Raw genomic sequence first — 17,352 nt, 5'->3', positions numbered from 1 at the left:
AGAGATTATAATGACATTAAATATGAAAGTAGAAAGCATGCACAAATTCCACACATTTGAAATTCCGACTGTGATTAAGCACGGAATCGGAGCCGTCAAGCATACGGGAGAAGAAATAGCTGCGCTGGGCGTTTCGAAAGCACTCCTTGTCACAGACCCTGGGATTTATAAAGCCGGCGTCGTTGACCCTGTAATCGAATCACTAAAAGGAGCGGGCATTGAAGTTGTGCTCTTTAATAAAGTAGAGCCAAACCCGCCTGTCCGTCTTGTGAATGAAGGGTCTGAGCTATACAAAAAAGAGAACTGTAATGGTTTAGTGGCAGTCGGAGGCGGAAGCTCCATGGACACAGCGAAAGCAATTGGAGTAGAAGCAACACACGAAGGAAGCGTACTTGATTATGAAGCGGCAGATGGAAAAAAACCGCTAGAAAACCGGATCCCTCCGCTGACAACCATTCCGACAACAGCCGGAACAGGTTCAGAAGTAACCCAATGGGCTGTTATCACGGATGAAGAAAGAGAATTCAAGTTCAACACGGGCGGTCCGCTGATCGCAGCGCACCTGACCATCATTGATCCTGAGCTTCATATTTCAATGCCTCCGCATGTAACAGCCATGACGGGAATTGATGCGCTTGCTCATGCCATTGAGTGCTATACAATGAAATTTGCTCAGCCAATCACGGATGCAGTTGCCTTAATGGCGATTGAATATGCCGCTCATTACATTAAAAGAGCATTTGCTGACGGAGAGGATCTGGAAGCAAGATACGGAATGGCGCAGGCTGCGATGCTTGCAGGTCTTTCTTACGGCAGTGAATCAGCGGGCGCGGCTCATGCGATGAGCCAAACGCTTGGCGGCATTATTCCAGTCGCTCACGGTCAATGTGTGGCTGCGATGATGGGTCCTGTCATGGAATACAACTGGAAGGGCTATCCTGAGAAATTTGCACGTATTGCAAAAGCGTTCGGTATTGATACTAGCAATATGACAACAGAAGAAGCTGCGAAAGCATCTGTCAATTGGATGTATGACCTGGTCGGAGACTTAGAAGTACCGACTTTAGAAGAGCAGGGAGTATCGCCTGATATGATCGAACGCTTGTCAAAAGAAGCAATGAAAGATCCGCAAACCTACGGAAACCCTAGAGACTTAAATGAAAAAGCATACAATTGGATCTACAAGCGCTGTTTTAACCTTACACCTAAAACTGTATAATCAGATGTCCCGCTCCTTTACAGAGCGGGATTTTTTTGGATAATGAAACATAAATGGACATGTTAAAGAAGAAGGAAGGTGCCGAATGATGTGGAAGCGTATGACTGCAAAAACAGAAGGCTTGTATATCGCAGATACAGAAAGTTTCGTAACAAAGCGAATGGACAAGCTCGATATTGATTATGGCGGCATCCCCGGTGACTTGCATTTTGGACTGACCAAAAAAGCGGGAGCCAGAGAACCAATGTTTTCAAGGGGGACCGAAATTTTCAACCGCAGACAAATTTCAATTGTTTCAATAGAGGAATGTGATGAGTTGGCTTTAAAAATGGGAGTGTCGAGTATTTTGCCGGAATGGCTCGGGGCGAATATCGCAGTCAGCGGAATACACGATTTCACTTCATTAAAAGAAGGGAGCCGGCTCATTTTTCCAAGCGGTGCCGCTTTGCTATGTGAGGGAGAAAATGATCCGTGTATCCAGCCGGGTGAAGTCATTCAGTCTTATTATCCGGACAAGCCGAAGCTGGCGCCGGCTTTCGTCCGCCACGCATTGGGCATAAGAGGAATTGTCTGTATTGTGGAGAGACCGGGCGCTGTTTACGCAGGCGATGAAATCGAAGTTTATTCCTATCATAGAAAAGTCAAACGAAAAGCAGAAAGGGTCTGAATAATCAGGCCCTTCCCACTTTTTCTTTAATTTCTTTAATCTGGCTGAGATGCCGTTTTTCGTGGTGACCGATAAAATCGATCCACTGTCTGACAGTCAGCTCCTGAAACACAGGATGCGGAAGCACTCTCTCAAAATCTTCTTCTTTTAGCGAGGCAATTGCAGCTGTCAGCTGTTCTCTCACCACGTCAAGCTCGCGTTTCATTTGGCTGCCTGAAATAAAATCATGCTCAGGCTCTAGGTGACTCGGAGCTTTCCGCTTATTGTTTCTGTCCTGTGCAACCTCAAGCGTTTTTTCTTCAACTTCTTTAACAGGAGCTTCCTTTACACGCTCCTTCAGCATTTGTTGTGCGGCCATATCGATTTTTTTCAAATGATCAAGAACTTCCCTTATACTCCATTCTTCAGCAGAAGGCTTTTGATTCAGCCTTTCATCAGAAAGTCTTTTTACTTCGTTCCACGTCTCTAATCTGGCTTCATTAAAGATACTCATCATATCTCCTCCTAAAATGACATTACCATATATATAAGCAATTATCATTTATAAAGCACTTCGAAAAGGGTGTTTTATCTAAAAATTTCGAAACCTTTTTTCGTTATGTCTCGTATAAATGGTAACGGCAGCCGTTCACCAATGCATTGATGAAGAAAGGATGAGGAATTTGGAGTTGTTTGGCGTACCTATACAAACGATTTATCTTTATACGCTTATTATTGCGGGCAGTCTTACGCTATTATTTTTATTTTTCGGAGATGTATTTGCAGGACTGTCAGAAGGCATTCCGTTTCTTAATCCAACATTGGTGCTCGCGTTTTTCACATGTTTTTCAGCAGGCGGGTATATAGGCGAGCTCATATTGCCCCTGTCCAGCCTGTTGACCGCTCTTTTCTCTTGCATCCTTTCGCTCATTCTGGTGATATTGCTTCACATTTTTGTTCTGGTACCATTATCATCCGCAGAGGAATCATTGGCTTATAAAGAAGATGATCTAAGAGGGAGAATCGGTAAAGTGATTACAGCTGTTCCTGTTGACGGGTTTGGTGAAGTGGTCATTGAAGGGATAGGCGGCACCATCTCGAAGTCAGCGATCAGCTTTGAGAATCAGCAGATCAGTTACGGAACAACGGTTTTGGTCGTAGATATCGACAACGGAGTTCTTTCGGTTACTCCGCATGAATCTATTTAAAACAAGGAGGAATGTGAAATGACTATGCCGATCATTATTGTCATCGGAGTTGTATTCTTTTTATTAATTGCACTGTTAGCCGTTTTTATCACAAAGTATCGTACGGCAGGGCCTGACGAAGCGTTAATCGTAACGGGGAGCTATCTTGGTAATAAAAATGTTCATGTCGATGAAGGGGGCAACCGTCTTAAAATCGTTCGCGGCGGAGGAACCTTTGTCCTTCCCGTCTTCCAGCAGGCAGAGCCGCTAAGCCTATTATCAAGCAAACTTGATGTTTCGACACCTGAAGTCTATACAGAACAAGGAGTACCTGTAATGGCTGATGGAACTGCGATTATTAAAATAGGCGGTTCTATAGGGGAAATCGCTACAGCGGCCGAACAATTTTTAGGAAAATCAAAAGATGACCGGGAGCAGGAAGCGCGTGAGGTTTTAGAAGGCCATCTTCGTTCCATTCTCGGCTCAATGACAGTCGAAGAAATTTATAAAAACAGAGAAAAATTCTCTCAAGAGGTGCAGCGTGTCGCTTCACAGGATCTCGCAAAAATGGGGCTTGTGATTGTCTCCTTTACCATTAAAGATGTACGTGATAAAAACGGTTACCTTGAATCATTAGGGAAACCGAGAATTGCTCAAGTAAAACGTGATGCTGATATCGCAACAGCAGAGGCTGATAAAGAAACCCGGATTAAGCGGGCGGAAGCAGATAAAGATGCAAAAAAATCAGAACTTGAACGGGCGACGGAAATCGCTGAAGCTGAAAAAACCAATCAGCTCAAAATGGCTGAATACCGCAGAGAACAAGATACGGCAAAAGCGAATGCCGATCAGGCATATGATTTAGAGACTGCCAGAGCGCGCAAGCAAGTCACAGAGCAGGAAATGCAGGTCAAAATTATCGAACGCCAAAAACAAATAGAACTAGAAGAAAAAGAAATTCTTCGCCGTGAACGCCAATACGACTCAGAGGTAAAGAAAAAAGCAGATGCAGACCGTTATTCTGTCGAGCAGTCCGCAGCAGCTGAGAAAGCCAAGCAGCTCGCGGAAGCCGATGCCAACAAGTATAGTATAGAAGCAATGGCGAAGGCAGAGGCGGAAAAAGTCAGAATTGACGGACTTGCAAAAGCAGAAGCTGAAAAAGCGAAAGGGGAAACAGAAGCTGAGGTTATCCGTCTAAAAGGTCTTGCAGAAGCGGAAGCAAAAGAGAAAATTGCCGCTGCCTTTGAACAGTACGGCCAGGCTGCGATTTTCGATATGATCGTAAAAATGCTTCCGGAATACGCGAAACAAGCAGCAGCACCTCTTTCAAATATTGATAAAATCACTGTTGTTGATACAGGGGGAAGCGGTGAATCAAGCGGCGCCAACAAAGTAACCAGCTATGCGACAAACTTAATGTCAAGCCTTCAAGAAAGCTTAAAAGCCTCATCGGGAATTGACGTAAAAGAAATGATTGAAAACTTTTCAGGAAAAGGAAACGTAAAACAAAGCCTTCACGAATTAACAAATGAAATAAAAGAAGCAAACGGGTCCAAACAAGAGAAGAATGACTAATGAAAGGATAGAACCAAATGGCAACTGTGAGAGAAGCAAAGTTAAAGGATATAAAAGACATTGCAAAAGTGCATGTCGACAGCTGGAGAACAACATATCGCGGCATCATCCCGGCTGACTACTTAAATGGTTTGGACTACAAGGAATTTGAAGACAAATGGAAAAGCCGCTCGTTAAAAGGTGTATTTGTCGCTCAAGATGAAAAAGACTCAATATTCGGCTTTGCTTCATTTGGCCCTATTCGCTCTGAACAAGAAGGCTATGACAGCGAGCTATATGCGATTTACCTTTTAGAGGAGCATCAGCGGCAAGGTGCAGGCAGAGCGCTCTTAGCAAAAGGAGCAGAGTTTTTGCTTCATCATGGCTTTTCAAGCATGTTTGTTTGGGTAATTGAGCAAAACCCCTCGATTTCATTTTATCAGGCCTATTCTCCTGAAAGAAAAGCGGAGGACAGCTTTGAAATTGCCGGAGAAAGACTGAAAGAAATTGGTTTTGGCTGGCCGGATCTTTCTGCTTTGAAAACGATTCTTAACAGGTAAAAAAAACACCCCCCGGCGGATTCCGCTGGGGGGTGTCACGTTAAGCTTTGTCAGTTTTGAGCAAACGCGGTGCTGTCATAAATAACAAACAAAGGACAATTGAACAGATGATGAATGAAGGAACCATATAAGTTGCATTATAAGTTAAAGAATAAATCCATATCGGCGTTCCTTTTGGAGCATAGCTGCCGAAAAACACAGCCCCTGAAACGACATGCGCGGCATAGCGCAGGAAACTGCCGATAAAAACTGCGCTGACAACTGAAACAATCAATTTCCCTTTTGTTTTTGCTGCAGCTGCTTTGCGGACAGTATAAGCGAAACAGCCGCTTATTCCAATTGCTGTGAACGCGATAATATAATCTAGGAAAAGCTGTATAGGATGTTGTGCGAATAAGTTTCCGATCGCTATCTGAACTAGACCTGTCAGCAGACCGGTAGTAAGGCCTGCTTTAACACCCCACCGAAACGAAATTAAAAAGATCGGTATCATCATGATGGAGACCGAGCCACCTTGAGGCATTCTAAGAAACATTCCTGAGACGATGTCTAAAATAACAGCAGCCGCAGTCATAATTGCAATTTCTATAAGGCGAACCAGTTGCTTAGATTGATTCATAAAAATCCCCTTCCATCGATAGACAACCCAAAAGGACAACAAAAAAGCAGCACGCGGAAGGATGAGAAAAGTTCCACGCACTGCTTTACGATCTGCAATTCATTTGACTTTGCCACATCCCTACGCCAGCGTTAACTAACAGGTTCAAAGGGTCAGAACGAAACCGCTCACTCTCAGCTTTAATGCTCCCCTTGTGGTCATCAATATTTAATTCGTTTCTACTATACAAGAAAAAGAAAAAAACAACAAGATCATTCTACTGATGTAGATGTTCTTTTAATATAGTTATATGATAAATACACGATAGATGACATGAGGAGGATTATAGTTTATTTATTTTATAGAATTTTTTTCGTCAAAACTATTGCAATAAATAAATACAGATGTTATATTATTAAACGTCGCTGATGAACAGCGGACAAAACAAGAAACTTCAAAACAATTTAAAAAAAGTTGTTGACAATAAAGAAGTGAAATGTTATATTGGTAAAGCTGCTTCGTTGAGAGGCAATGGATGATCTTTGAAAACTAAACAAGACAAAACGTACCTGTTAATTCATTTTTTATAAATCGCACAGCGATGTGCGTAGTCAGGGGCCTGCACGATGCAGGTCATGCAGATGTTGTCATAGGAAGTGACGAACTTAATCTGCGCTCCATTACTTCATGGAGAGTTTGATCCTGGCTCAGGACGAACGCTGGCGGCGTGCCTAATACATGCAAGTCGAGCGGACAGATGGGAGCTTGCTCCCTGATGTTAGCGGCGGACGGGTGAGTAACACGTGGGTAACCTGCCTGTAAGACTGGGATAACTCCGGGAAACCGGGGCTAATACCGGATGCTTGTTTGAACCGCATGGTTCAAACATAAAAGGTGGCTTCGGCTACCACTTACAGATGGACCCGCGGCGCATTAGCTAGTTGGTGAGGTAACGGCTCACCAAGGCAACGATGCGTAGCCGACCTGAGAGGGTGATCGGCCACACTGGGACTGAGACACGGCCCAGACTCCTACGGGAGGCAGCAGTAGGGAATCTTCCGCAATGGACGAAAGTCTGACGGAGCAACGCCGCGTGAGTGATGAAGGTTTTCGGATCGTAAAGCTCTGTTGTTAGGGAAGAACAAGTACCGTTCGAATAGGGCGGTACCTTGACGGTACCTAACCAGAAAGCCACGGCTAACTACGTGCCAGCAGCCGCGGTAATACGTAGGTGGCAAGCGTTGTCCGGAATTATTGGGCGTAAAGGGCTCGCAGGCGGTTTCTTAAGTCTGATGTGAAAGCCCCCGGCTCAACCGGGGAGGGTCATTGGAAACTGGGGAACTTGAGTGCAGAAGAGGAGAGTGGAATTCCACGTGTAGCGGTGAAATGCGTAGAGATGTGGAGGAACACCAGTGGCGAAGGCGACTCTCTGGTCTGTAACTGACGCTGAGGAGCGAAAGCGTGGGGAGCGAACAGGATTAGATACCCTGGTAGTCCACGCCGTAAACGATGAGTGCTAAGTGTTAGGGGGTTTCCGCCCCTTAGTGCTGCAGCTAACGCATTAAGCACTCCGCCTGGGGAGTACGGTCGCAAGACTGAAACTCAAAGGAATTGACGGGGGCCCGCACAAGCGGTGGAGCATGTGGTTTAATTCGAAGCAACGCGAAGAACCTTACCAGGTCTTGACATCCTCTGACAATCCTAGAGATAGGACGTCCCCTTCGGGGGCAGAGTGACAGGTGGTGCATGGTTGTCGTCAGCTCGTGTCGTGAGATGTTGGGTTAAGTCCCGCAACGAGCGCAACCCTTGATCTTAGTTGCCAGCATTCAGTTGGGCACTCTAAGGTGACTGCCGGTGACAAACCGGAGGAAGGTGGGGATGACGTCAAATCATCATGCCCCTTATGATCTGGGCTACACACGTGCTACAATGGACAGAACAAAGGGCAGCGAAACCGCGAGGTTAAGCCAATCCCACAAATCTGTTCTCAGTTCGGATCGCAGTCTGCAACTCGACTGCGTGAAGCTGGAATCGCTAGTAATCGCGGATCAGCATGCCGCGGTGAATACGTTCCCGGGCCTTGTACACACCGCCCGTCACACCACGAGAGTTTGTAACACCCGAAGTCGGTGAGGTAACCTTTTAGGAGCCAGCCGCCGAAGGTGGGACAGATGATTGGGGTGAAGTCGTAACAAGGTAGCCGTATCGGAAGGTGCGGCTGGATCACCTCCTTTCTAAGGATATATTACGGAATATAAGACCTTGGGTCTTATAAACAGAACGTTCCCTGTCTTGTTTAGTTTTGAAGGATCATTCCTTCAAAAACATAGGAACACCTGCTAAATGCGCCACATCTGTGGGAACGCATGTGTTAGCATGTCCTATACGTTGTTCTTTGAAAACTAGATAACAGTAGACATCACATTCAATTAGTAATACAAGATATCACATAGTGATTCTTTTTAACGGTTAAGTTAGAAAGGGCGCACGGTGGATGCCTTGGCACTAGGAGCCGATGAAGGACGGGACGAACACCGATATGCTTCGGGGAGCTGTAAGCAAGCTTTGATCCGGAGATTTCCGAATGGGGAAACCCACCACTCGTAATGGAGTGGTATCCATATCTGAATTCATAGGATATGAGAAGGCAGACCCGGGGAACTGAAACATCTAAGTACCCGGAGGAAGAGAAAGCAAATGCGATTCCCTGAGTAGCGGCGAGCGAAACGGGATCAGCCCAAACCAAGAGGCTTGCCTCTTGGGGTTGTAGGACACTCTGTATGGAGTTACAAAAGAACGAGGTAGATGAAGAGGTCTGGAAAGGCCCGCCATAGAAGGTAACAGCCCTGTAGTCAAAACTTCGTTCTCTCCTGAGTGGATCCTGAGTACGGCGGAACACGTGAAATTCCGTCGGAATCCGGGAGGACCATCTCCCAAGGCTAAATACTCCCTAGTGACCGATAGTGAACCAGTACCGTGAGGGAAAGGTGAAAAGCACCCCGGAAGGGGAGTGAAACAGATCCTGAAACCGTGTGCCTACAAGTAGTCAGAGCCCGTTAACGGGTGATGGCGTGCCTTTTGTAGAATGAACCGGCGAGTTACGATCCCGTGCAAGGTTAAGCAGAAGATGCGGAGCCGCAGCGAAAGCGAGTCTGAATAGGGCGCATGAGTACGTGGTCGTAGACCCGAAACCAGGTGATCTACCCATGTCCAGGGTGAAGTTCAGGTAACACTGAATGGAGGCCCGAACCCACGCACGTTGAAAAGTGCGGGGATGAGGTGTGGGTAGGGGTGAAATGCCAATCGAACCTGGAGATAGCTGGTTCTCTCCGAAATAGCTTTAGGGCTAGCCTCAAGGTAAGAGTCTTGGAGGTAGAGCACTGATTGGACTAGGGGCCCCTACCGGGTTACCGAATTCAGTCAAACTCCGAATGCCAATGACTTATCCTTGGGAGTCAGACTGCGAGTGATAAGATCCGTAGTCGAAAGGGAAACAGCCCAGACCGCCAGCTAAGGTCCCAAAGTATACGTTAAGTGGAAAAGGATGTGGAGTTGCTTAGACAACCAGGATGTTGGCTTAGAAGCAGCCACCATTTAAAGAGTGCGTAATAGCTCACTGGTCGAGTGACTCTGCGCCGAAAATGTACCGGGGCTAAACGTATCACCGAAGCTGCGGACTGTTCTTCGAACAGTGGTAGGAGAGCGTTCTAAGGGCTGTGAAGCCAGACCGGAAGGACTGGTGGAGCGCTTAGAAGTGAGAATGCCGGTATGAGTAGCGAAAGAGGGGTGAGAATCCCCTCCACCGAATGCCTAAGGTTTCCTGAGGAAGGCTCGTCCGCTCAGGGTTAGTCGGGACCTAAGCCGAGGCCGAAAGGCGTAGGCGATGGACAACAGGTTGATATTCCTGTACCACCTCCTCACCATTTGAGTAATGGGGGGACGCAGGAGGATAGGGTAAGCGCGGTATTGGATATCCGCGTCCAAGCAGTTAGGCTGGGAAATAGGCAAATCCGTTTCCCATAAGGCTGAGCTGTGATGGCGAGCGAAATATAGTAGCGAAGTTCCTGATTCCACACTGCCAAGAAAAGCCTCTAGCGAGGTGAGAGGTGCCCGTACCGCAAACCGACACAGGTAGGCGAGGAGAGAATCCTAAGGTGATCGAGAGAACTCTCGTTAAGGAACTCGGCAAAATGACCCCGTAACTTCGGGAGAAGGGGTGCTCTGTTAGGGTGCAAGCCCGAGAGAGCCGCAGTGAATAGGCCCAGGCGACTGTTTAGCAAAAACACAGGTCTCTGCGAAGCCGTAAGGCGAAGTATAGGGGCTGACGCCTGCCCGGTGCTGGAAGGTTAAGAGGAGCGCTTAGCGTAAGCGAAGGTGCGAATTGAAGCCCCAGTAAACGGCGGCCGTAACTATAACGGTCCTAAGGTAGCGAAATTCCTTGTCGGGTAAGTTCCGACCCGCACGAAAGGCGCAACGATCTGGGCACTGTCTCAACGAGAGACTCGGTGAAATTATAGTACCTGTGAAGATGCAGGTTACCCGCGACAGGACGGAAAGACCCCGTGGAGCTTTACTGCAGCCTGATATTGAATGTTGGTACAGCTTGTACAGGATAGGTAGGAGCCTTGGAAACCGGAGCGCTAGCTTCGGTGGAGGCATCGGTGGGATACTACCCTGGCTGTATTGACCTTCTAACCCGCCGCCCTTATCGGGCGGGGAGACAGTGTCAGGTGGGCAGTTTGACTGGGGCGGTCGCCTCCTAAAAGGTAACGGAGGCGCCCAAAGGTTCCCTCAGAATGGTTGGAAATCATTCGCAGAGTGTAAAGGCACAAGGGAGCTTGACTGCGAGACCTACAAGTCGAGCAGGGACGAAAGTCGGGCTTAGTGATCCGGTGGTTCCGCATGGAAGGGCCATCGCTCAACGGATAAAAGCTACCCCGGGGATAACAGGCTTATCTCCCCCAAGAGTCCACATCGACGGGGAGGTTTGGCACCTCGATGTCGGCTCATCGCATCCTGGGGCTGTAGTCGGTCCCAAGGGTTGGGCTGTTCGCCCATTAAAGCGGTACGCGAGCTGGGTTCAGAACGTCGTGAGACAGTTCGGTCCCTATCCGTCGCGGGCGCAGGAAATTTGAGAGGAGCTGTCCTTAGTACGAGAGGACCGGGATGGACGCACCGCTGGTGTACCAGTTGTTCTGCCAAGGGCATCGCTGGGTAGCTATGTGCGGACGGGATAAGTGCTGAAAGCATCTAAGCATGAAGCCCCCCTCAAGATGAGATTTCCCATTCCGCAAGGAAGTAAGATCCCTGAAAGATGATCAGGTTGATAGGTCTGAGGTGGAAGTGTGGCGACACATGGAGCTGACAGATACTAATCGATCGAGGACTTAACCACACTTTGAATGATGTCACATCTGTTATCTAGTTTTGAGAGAACATCTCTCTAAAAGGCGGAAAAGCAAGGAAACTCCGCTAAGGGCTCTCACATCCTGTGAGAAACGCCCAGTACCTTCATCCTGAAGGCATTTGTTTGGTGGCGATAGCGAAGAGGTCACACCCGTTCCCATGCCGAACACGGAAGTTAAGCTCTTCAGCGCCGATGGTAGTCGGGGGTTTCCCCCTGTGAGAGTAGGACGCCGCCAAGCAATTGCACGATAGTGCAATTATGGAGGATTAGCTCAGCTGGGAGAGCATCTGCCTTACAAGCAGAGGGTCGGCGGTTCGAGCCCGTCATCCTCCACCATTCTTCATTATACATATCGGTTTTACATATATGCCGGTGTAGCTCAATTGGTAGAGCAACTGACTTGTAATCAGTAGGTTGGGGGTTCAAGTCCTCTTGCCGGCACCACTTTTATATGATATAATATTCAAGTCTCTTGTAAGAAGAGCCATTAGCTCAGTTGGTAGAGCATCTGACTTTTAATCAGAGGGTCGAAGGTTCGAGTCCTTCATGGCTCACCATTTATATCTTGCGGATGTGGCGGAATTGGCAGACGCGCTAGAATCAGGCTCTAGTGTCTTTACAGACGTGGGGGTTCAAGTCCCTTCATCCGCATCATTTCTGCGGAAGTAGTTCAGTGGTAGAACACCACCTTGCCAAGGTGGGGGTCGCGGGTTCGAATCCCGTCTTCCGCTCCAACTATACCATCCACGCCGGGGTGGTGGAATTGGCAGACACACAGGACTTAAAATCCTGCGGTAGGTGACTACCGTGCCGGTTCAAGTCCGGCCCTCGGCATTAAGTTTTGCGCCCGTAGCTCAATTGGATAGAGCGTTTGACTACGGATCAAAAGGTTAGGGGTTCGACTCCTCTCGGGCGCGCCATGATATACATGTAATCGGGAAGTAGCTCAGCTTGGTAGAGCACATGGTTTGGGACCATGGGGTCGCAGGTTCGAATCCTGTCTTCCCGACCATTCTTGGGGCCTTAGCTCAGCTGGGAGAGCGCCTGCTTTGCACGCAGGAGGTCAGCGGTTCGATCCCGCTAGGCTCCACTCGGTTTTAATAAATATTTGGCGGTGTAGCTCAGCTGGCTAGAGCGTACGGTTCATACCCGTGAGGTCGGGGGTTCGATCCCCTCCGCCGCTACCAATGGACCTTTAGCTCAGTTGGTTAGAGCAGACGGCTCATAACCGTCCGGTCGTAGGTTCGAGTCCTACAAGGTCCACCATTATACGGAGGAATACCCAAGTCTGGCTGAAGGGATCGGTCTTGAAAACCGACAGGGGTGTCAAAGCCCGCGGGGGTTCGAATCCCTCTTCCTCCGCCATATATATTCTTAATCATCGCGGGGTGGAGCAGTTCGGTAGCTCGTCGGGCTCATAACCCGAAGGTCGCAGGTTCAAATCCTGCCCCCGCAACCAAAAAATGGTCCGGTAGTTCAGTTGGTTAGAATGCCTGCCTGTCACGCAGGAGGTCGCGGGTTCGAGTCCCGTCCGGACCGCCATTTAAATAATACTTAGGCTCGGTAGCTCAGTTGGTAGAGCAACGGACTGAAAATCCGTGTGTCGGCGGTTCGATTCCGTCCCGAGCCACCATTTATCAATATATATGTTTTGGCGGTTGTGGCGAAGTGGTTAACGCACCAGATTGTGGCTCTGGCATTCGTGGGTTCGATTCCCATCAATCGCCCCAAATAAAAATTGCGGGTGTAGTTTAGTGGTAAAACCTCAGCCTTCCAAGCTGATGTCGTGGGTTCGATTCCCATCACCCGCTCCATTTCTATATTGTCATGGGCCTGTAGCTCAGCTGGTTAGAGCGCACGCCTGATAAGCGTGAGGTCGATGGTTCGAGTCCATTCAGGCCCACCATGATTTATATTCCACAGTAGCTCAGTGGTAGAGCTATCGGCTGTTAACCGATCGGTCGCAGGTTCGAATCCTGCCTGTGGAGCCAAATGGAGAAGTACTCAAGTGGCTGAAGAGGCGCCCCTGCTAAGGGTGTAGGTCGTGTAAGCGGCGCGAGGGTTCAAATCCCTCCTTCTCCGCCATATGATTACAGTTAGAAGTTCTCAATCATCGGCCCGTTGGTCAAGCGGTTAAGACACCGCCCTTTCACGGCGGTAACACGGGTTCGAATCCCGTACGGGTCATCATCCAAAAACCTTGCATATTCTGCAAGGTTTTTTATTGTGGAAAAGAAAACCCTCGGCTAGGCCTATGATTCCAAAAAGCTTCCAGCGCGTTATAAAAAAACATTCCTCCGAGGTGCTAAATATTTTTGGTTCGCCAACCAAAATATGAGCATACGGAGGAGTTATAATGTCAAAAGACAGTAATAGTCTAGCACACACATAGTATCACATCGTAATTGCCCCGAAGTACAGAAGACAAGTCATTTATGGGAAAATCAAAAAAGATATAGGGGGAATTTTCGGTACCCTACGTGAAAGAAAAGGTGTCGAGGTTATCGAAGCAACAGCGTGCAAAATAGATCCATATGTTAGTGAGCATTCCGCCAGTGATAAGTGAATAGGCATTCATAGGATATTTGAAAGGAAAAAGTAGTTTAATGATATTTGATCGTCACGCAAATTTGAAATACAGATATGGGAACCGGAAATTTTGGTGTACTTGATATTATGTAGATACGGTTGGGAGAAGGTAAACGAAGAATATATACGAAATCAGATACAAGATGATATCGTGGCAGAACAATTAACAATGATGGAATATATCGATCCATTCACAGGTGAAGAGGTCAAGAAAAAGAAAAGGAAATAGGGAGAAGGCCTTTGAGGTCTCGCCAGTAGAAGTAGTACATAAGGCGAACCATTCAGAAGCCCTTTAGGGTTTGGTCAGTAACAAAGGCTTTCAGCCGCAGAGAAAACCACCCGTTATCACGGGTGGTCATTATTTTATATAATTCATGATAGATTTCATGCTTTATTCTATAAAAAAACAACAAAAATCTCCATATATTTCGTTTTTCTTCAGAAAATGAATTTAAATGTCAATAAGTATAAGCGCTTTCATGAAAGGGCTTTTTTTTATTTCTTCGAATAAATACTATATATAAAAACTATGATGTCAGAAAGGATGATTACATGACCGCTGCCAGCCCGACAGCACATGATGTTTATCTTTATCACGAAGGCAGTCTGTTTAGAAGCTATCAGCTATTTGGCTCGCATTATCGTGAGCTGAATGGCCAAAGCGGATATGAATTCTGTGTGTGGGCGCCTCATGCGTCAGAAGTTCGAGTAGCTGGGGATTTTAACAGCTGGTCAGGAGAACAGCATGTGATGCATAGAGTGAACGATAACGGCATTTGGACTTTATTTATTCCGGGCTTGGCAGAACAGGAACGATATAAGTATGAAATCGTGACTCATAGCGGTGAGATCAGGCTGAAAGCAGATCCATACGCCTTTTATTCAGAAGTCCGGCCTCATACAGCGTCACTGACTTATGATCTGACAGGATACAGCTGGCAAGATCATAAATGGCAAAAGAAACAAAAGGTTAAGACGCTGTATGAGAAACCACTTTTTATTTATGAACTTCATCTCGGTTCTTGGAAGAAACATTCTGATGGCAGGCATTACTCTTATAAAGATTTAAGTCAGTCGCTTATTCCTTATATCAAAAAGCATGGGTTTACCCATATCGAACTGCTCCCGGTATATGAGCACCCCTATGATCGTTCCTGGGGATACCAAGGAACGGGGTACTACAGCCCGACAAGCAGGTTTGGCACGCCTCATGATTTGATGAGGTTTGTCGATGAATGCCATCAAGAAAACATCGGAGTCATTCTGGATTGGGTCCCCGGACATTTTTGTAAAGATGCACATGGCCTTTATATGTTTGATGGAGGGCCTCTTTATGAATATCAAGATGAACGTGATCGGGAGAACTGGCTATGGGGAACAGCAAACTTTGACTTGGGAAAACCGGAAGTTCATAGTTTTTTAATTTCTAATGCGTTGTACTGGGCGGAACTCTATCATATAGATGGATTTAGGGTTGATGCAGTGGCTAATATCCTGTATTGGCCAAATCAGGATGAACGCCACACGAATCCATATGCTGTTGGGTTTTTAAAAAAACTCAATCAAACGATGAGAGAGGCATATCCGCATGTCATGATGATTGCGGAAGATTCGACGGAATGGCCTCAAGTGACGAGTGCCGCTGAGGAAGGGGGGCTCGGTTTTCATTTTAAATGGAATATGGGCTGGATGAATGACGTACTGAAATACATGGAGACGCCGCCAGAAGAAAGGCGGTATTGTCATCAGCTTATTTCTTTTTCATTACTGTATGCGTTTAGTGAACATTTTGTATTGCCATTTTCTCATGATGAAGTCGTTTACGGAAAAAAATCAATTCTTAATAAAATGCCTGGCGACTATTGGCAGAAATTTGCCCAGTATCGGCTTTTGCTCGGTTATATGACGGTTCATCCCGGAAAGAAATTGATTTTTATGGGAACAGAATTTGCCCAATTTGATGAATGGAAAGACACAGAGCAGCTTGATTGGTTTTTGGACTCCTTCCCCATACATCGGAAAGCCAGCGTTTTTACGCAAGATCTTCTCCGTTTTTATCAAAAAAGCAAAATCCTTTATGAACATGATCATCGTGCACAGTCATTTGAATGGATTGATGTCCATAATGACCAACAATCGATTTTTTCTTTTATTCGATATGGCAAAAGGCACGGTGAGGCGCTTGTCATCATTTGTAATTTTTCACCCGCAGTCTATCATCAATATGATGTTGGAGTTCCTTTTCTTACCCAATACATCGAAGTGCTGAATAGCGACAGTGAAACATATGGGGGCTCAGGACAAATTAACAAAAAGCCGTTAGCGTCCAAAACGGGAGCTTTACATCATAAACCGGGTTATATCACGATGACCATTCCCCCTTACGGCATTTCGATTTTACGGGCGGTTAAAAAAAGAGGAGAGATAAAAAGATGAAAAAACAATGTGTAGCCATGCTCCTTGCCGGCGGGAAGGGCAGCCGTCTCAGCGGATTAACTAAAAATATGGCCAAACCGGCTGTTTCTTTCGGGGGAAAATACAGAATTATTGATTTTACGCTCAGCAACTGTTCCAATTCAGGCATAGACACAGTCGGGATTTTAACACAATATCAGCCGCTTGAGCTGAATTCCTATATTGGAATCGGCAGTGCGTGGGACCTTGACAGACATAATGGCGGCGTGACGGTTTTACCCCCTTATGCCGAGTCATCAGAAGTCAAATGGTATAAAGGGACAGCAAGCGCCATTTATGAAAATCTCAATTATTTGAATCAGTATGATCCTGAGTATGTGCTGATTTTATCAGGAGATCACATCTATAAAATGGACTACGGCAAAATGCTTGATTTTCACATTGAAAAGAAAGCGGATGTAACGATCTCTGTCATCGAAGTGGGCTGGGAGGAAGCAAGCCGGTTCGGTATCATGAAGACCAATGCAGATGGGACGATCACACATTTTGATGAAAAGCCCAAATTCCCTAAGAGCAATCTTGCCTCAATGGGAATTTATATATTCAATTGGCCGCTTTTAAAACAGTATCTTGAGATGGACGACCGAAATCCTTATTCAAGCCACGACTTCGGCAAAGACATTATTCCTATGCTTTTAGAGGAGAAAAAGAAGCTATCTGCTTATCCGTTCAAAGGATATTGGAAGGATGTCGGAACAGTGCAGAGCTTGTGGGAAGCCAATATGGATTTGTTACGAGAGGACTCGGAGCTGAAGCTTTTTGAACGGAAATGGAAAATTTACTCCGTCAATCCGAATCAGCCTCCGCAATTTATTTCATCTGACGCACAGGTTCATGATTCGCTTGTGAATGAAGGGTGTGTTGTGTATGGAAATGTGACTCATTCCGTTCTTTTTCAAGGTGTTACTGTCGGTAAGCATGCGACTGTCACGTCGTCGGTTATTATGCCGGATGTGACGATTGGCGAGCATGTGGTGATTGAAAATGCCATTGTTCCTAATGGTCTGGTGCTTCCGGATGGCGCAGTAATTCAGTCTGAAAAAGACATTCAGGAGGTGCTGCTCGTTTCCGGGGAATTTGTAGAAAAAGAATGGATCTAATACTGAAGAGGGGGCAG

The 17,352-nt window shown here is 46.6% G+C and carries 9 protein-coding genes, 21 tRNA genes, 3 rRNA genes, 1 pseudogene and 1 riboswitch; of the genes and pseudogenes, 32 read left to right on the top strand and 2 right to left on the bottom strand.

The features are described 5' to 3' along the window. Window positions 1-10: 10 nt before the first annotated feature. Together gbsB and ABZM97_RS15700 are read left to right on the top strand one after the other, a co-directional pair. Entirely contained in the window at window positions 11-1,219 is a 1,209-nt protein-coding gene (gene gbsB / locus ABZM97_RS15705) for a choline dehydrogenase (protein ID WP_202328220.1), read from the top strand. Between the two features lie 88 nt (window positions 1,220-1,307). Next, window positions 1,308-1,886: an MOSC domain-containing protein gene (locus ABZM97_RS15700; RefSeq protein ID WP_202328243.1), complete on the top strand. Its 579-nt coding sequence runs from the start codon at window positions 1,308-1,310 to the stop codon at window positions 1,884-1,886. A gap of 4 nt (window positions 1,887-1,890) precedes the next feature. On the opposite strand, the gene ABZM97_RS15695 is transcribed toward ABZM97_RS15700, so the two are convergent. Further along, entirely contained in the window at window positions 1,891-2,379 is a 489-nt protein-coding gene (locus ABZM97_RS15695; RefSeq protein WP_202328221.1) for a DinB family protein, read from the bottom strand. 169 nt (window positions 2,380-2,548) lie between these two features. Between ABZM97_RS15695 and ABZM97_RS15690 the strand changes: the two genes are divergently transcribed. The 3 genes from ABZM97_RS15690 to ABZM97_RS15680 are packed head-to-tail and all read left to right on the top strand — an operon-like array spanning window position 2,549 to window position 5,166. After that, window positions 2,549-3,073, top strand: a complete 525-nt coding sequence (locus tag ABZM97_RS15690) for an NfeD family protein (RefSeq protein ID WP_367386937.1) — start codon at window positions 2,549-2,551, stop codon at window positions 3,071-3,073. 18 nt (window positions 3,074-3,091) lie between these two features. Then, window positions 3,092-4,627: a flotillin lipid rafts scaffold protein FloT gene (gene floT / locus ABZM97_RS15685; RefSeq protein ID WP_367386936.1), complete on the top strand. Its 1,536-nt coding sequence runs from the start codon at window positions 3,092-3,094 to the stop codon at window positions 4,625-4,627. A 17-nt stretch (window positions 4,628-4,644) separates the two neighbouring features. Continuing rightward, window positions 4,645-5,166, top strand: a complete 522-nt coding sequence (locus ABZM97_RS15680; RefSeq protein WP_367386935.1) for an N-acetyltransferase family protein — start codon at window positions 4,645-4,647, stop codon at window positions 5,164-5,166. A 40-nt stretch (window positions 5,167-5,206) separates the two neighbouring features. Here the strand turns inward: ABZM97_RS15680 and thiT are convergent, their stop codons facing one another. After that, window positions 5,207-5,785 (bottom strand): energy-coupled thiamine transporter ThiT, encoded by a 579-nt coding sequence (thiT, locus tag ABZM97_RS15675; RefSeq protein WP_367386934.1) that lies wholly within the window; start codon window positions 5,783-5,785, stop codon window positions 5,207-5,209. Window positions 5,786-5,885: 100 nt separating this feature from the next. Beyond that, window positions 5,886-5,987, bottom strand: a riboswitch (TPP riboswitch). A 461-nt stretch (window positions 5,988-6,448) separates the two neighbouring features. Between thiT and ABZM97_RS15670 the strand changes: the two genes are divergently transcribed. The 27 genes and pseudogenes from ABZM97_RS15670 (at window position 6,449) to ABZM97_RS15540 (ending at window position 17,335) form a co-directional block, all read left to right on the top strand. Further along, window positions 6,449-7,998: ribosomal RNA gene (locus ABZM97_RS15670) — 16S ribosomal RNA — on the top strand. 233 nt (window positions 7,999-8,231) lie between these two features. Next, window positions 8,232-11,159: ribosomal RNA gene (locus ABZM97_RS15665) — 23S ribosomal RNA — on the top strand. A gap of 134 nt (window positions 11,160-11,293) precedes the next feature. Next, a 5S ribosomal RNA gene (rrf, locus tag ABZM97_RS15660) occupies window positions 11,294-11,409 on the top strand. Together the 16S, 23S and 5S rRNA genes with 21 tRNA genes alongside form the textbook arrangement of a ribosomal RNA operon. Window positions 11,410-11,431: 22 nt before the next feature. Continuing rightward, a tRNA-Val gene (locus tag ABZM97_RS15655) sits at window positions 11,432-11,507 on the top strand. A 32-nt stretch (window positions 11,508-11,539) separates the two neighbouring features. Then, window positions 11,540-11,615 (top strand) — tRNA-Thr (locus ABZM97_RS15650). A 37-nt stretch (window positions 11,616-11,652) separates the two neighbouring features. Then, window positions 11,653-11,728, top strand: a tRNA-Lys gene (locus ABZM97_RS15645). Window positions 11,729-11,738: 10 nt separating this feature from the next. Beyond that, window positions 11,739-11,822 (top strand) — tRNA-Leu (locus tag ABZM97_RS15640). A gap of 8 nt (window positions 11,823-11,830) precedes the next feature. Beyond that, window positions 11,831-11,905: transfer RNA gene (locus tag ABZM97_RS15635), tRNA-Gly, on the top strand. A 14-nt stretch (window positions 11,906-11,919) separates the two neighbouring features. After that, a tRNA-Leu gene (locus ABZM97_RS15630) sits at window positions 11,920-12,005 on the top strand. 9 nt (window positions 12,006-12,014) lie between these two features. Then, window positions 12,015-12,091: transfer RNA gene (locus tag ABZM97_RS15625), tRNA-Arg, on the top strand. A gap of 15 nt (window positions 12,092-12,106) precedes the next feature. Then, a tRNA-Pro gene (locus ABZM97_RS15620) sits at window positions 12,107-12,183 on the top strand. A gap of 5 nt (window positions 12,184-12,188) precedes the next feature. Continuing rightward, window positions 12,189-12,261 (top strand) — tRNA-Ala (locus ABZM97_RS15615). Between the two features lie 20 nt (window positions 12,262-12,281). Next, a tRNA-Met gene (locus ABZM97_RS15610) sits at window positions 12,282-12,358 on the top strand. A 2-nt stretch (window positions 12,359-12,360) separates the two neighbouring features. Beyond that, window positions 12,361-12,437, top strand: a tRNA-Ile gene (locus ABZM97_RS15605). A 6-nt stretch (window positions 12,438-12,443) separates the two neighbouring features. Further along, window positions 12,444-12,536: transfer RNA gene (locus tag ABZM97_RS15600), tRNA-Ser, on the top strand. 17 nt (window positions 12,537-12,553) lie between these two features. Next, window positions 12,554-12,630, top strand: a tRNA-Met gene (locus tag ABZM97_RS15595). Between the two features lie 6 nt (window positions 12,631-12,636). After that, window positions 12,637-12,713: transfer RNA gene (locus ABZM97_RS15590), tRNA-Asp, on the top strand. A gap of 15 nt (window positions 12,714-12,728) precedes the next feature. Continuing rightward, a tRNA-Phe gene (locus tag ABZM97_RS15585) sits at window positions 12,729-12,804 on the top strand. A gap of 21 nt (window positions 12,805-12,825) precedes the next feature. Continuing rightward, window positions 12,826-12,901 (top strand) — tRNA-His (locus tag ABZM97_RS15580). A 10-nt stretch (window positions 12,902-12,911) separates the two neighbouring features. Next, window positions 12,912-12,985 (top strand) — tRNA-Gly (locus ABZM97_RS15575). Window positions 12,986-13,000: 15 nt separating this feature from the next. Continuing rightward, window positions 13,001-13,077, top strand: a tRNA-Ile gene (locus ABZM97_RS15570). A gap of 10 nt (window positions 13,078-13,087) precedes the next feature. Beyond that, a tRNA-Asn gene (locus tag ABZM97_RS15565) sits at window positions 13,088-13,162 on the top strand. A gap of 3 nt (window positions 13,163-13,165) precedes the next feature. Further along, window positions 13,166-13,256, top strand: a tRNA-Ser gene (locus ABZM97_RS15560). Window positions 13,257-13,286: 30 nt separating this feature from the next. Next, window positions 13,287-13,358 (top strand) — tRNA-Glu (locus ABZM97_RS15555). A gap of 211 nt (window positions 13,359-13,569) precedes the next feature. Further along, window positions 13,570-13,989 (top strand): annotated as a pseudogene (tnpA, locus tag ABZM97_RS15550) (IS200/IS605 family transposase). 323 nt (window positions 13,990-14,312) lie between these two features. Beyond that, window positions 14,313-16,196 carry a 1,4-alpha-glucan branching enzyme gene (glgB, locus tag ABZM97_RS15545; RefSeq protein ID WP_367386933.1) on the top strand — a complete coding sequence of 628 codons (1,884 nt, stop codon included), beginning with the start codon at window positions 14,313-14,315 and terminating at the stop codon, window positions 16,194-16,196. Further along, window positions 16,193-17,335 (top strand): glucose-1-phosphate adenylyltransferase, encoded by a 1,143-nt coding sequence (locus tag ABZM97_RS15540; protein WP_087992936.1) that lies wholly within the window; start codon window positions 16,193-16,195, stop codon window positions 17,333-17,335. The genes glgB and ABZM97_RS15540 overlap by 4 nt, the downstream gene beginning before the upstream one ends. The last annotated feature ends 17 nt before the right edge of the window (window positions 17,336-17,352 follow it).

This window comes from Bacillus vallismortis (assembly GCF_040784915.1).
Taxonomy (GTDB): Bacteria; Bacillota; Bacilli; order Bacillales; family Bacillaceae; genus Bacillus; species Bacillus subtilis_G.
This window is presented reverse-complemented; position numbering and strand designations above follow the sequence as displayed.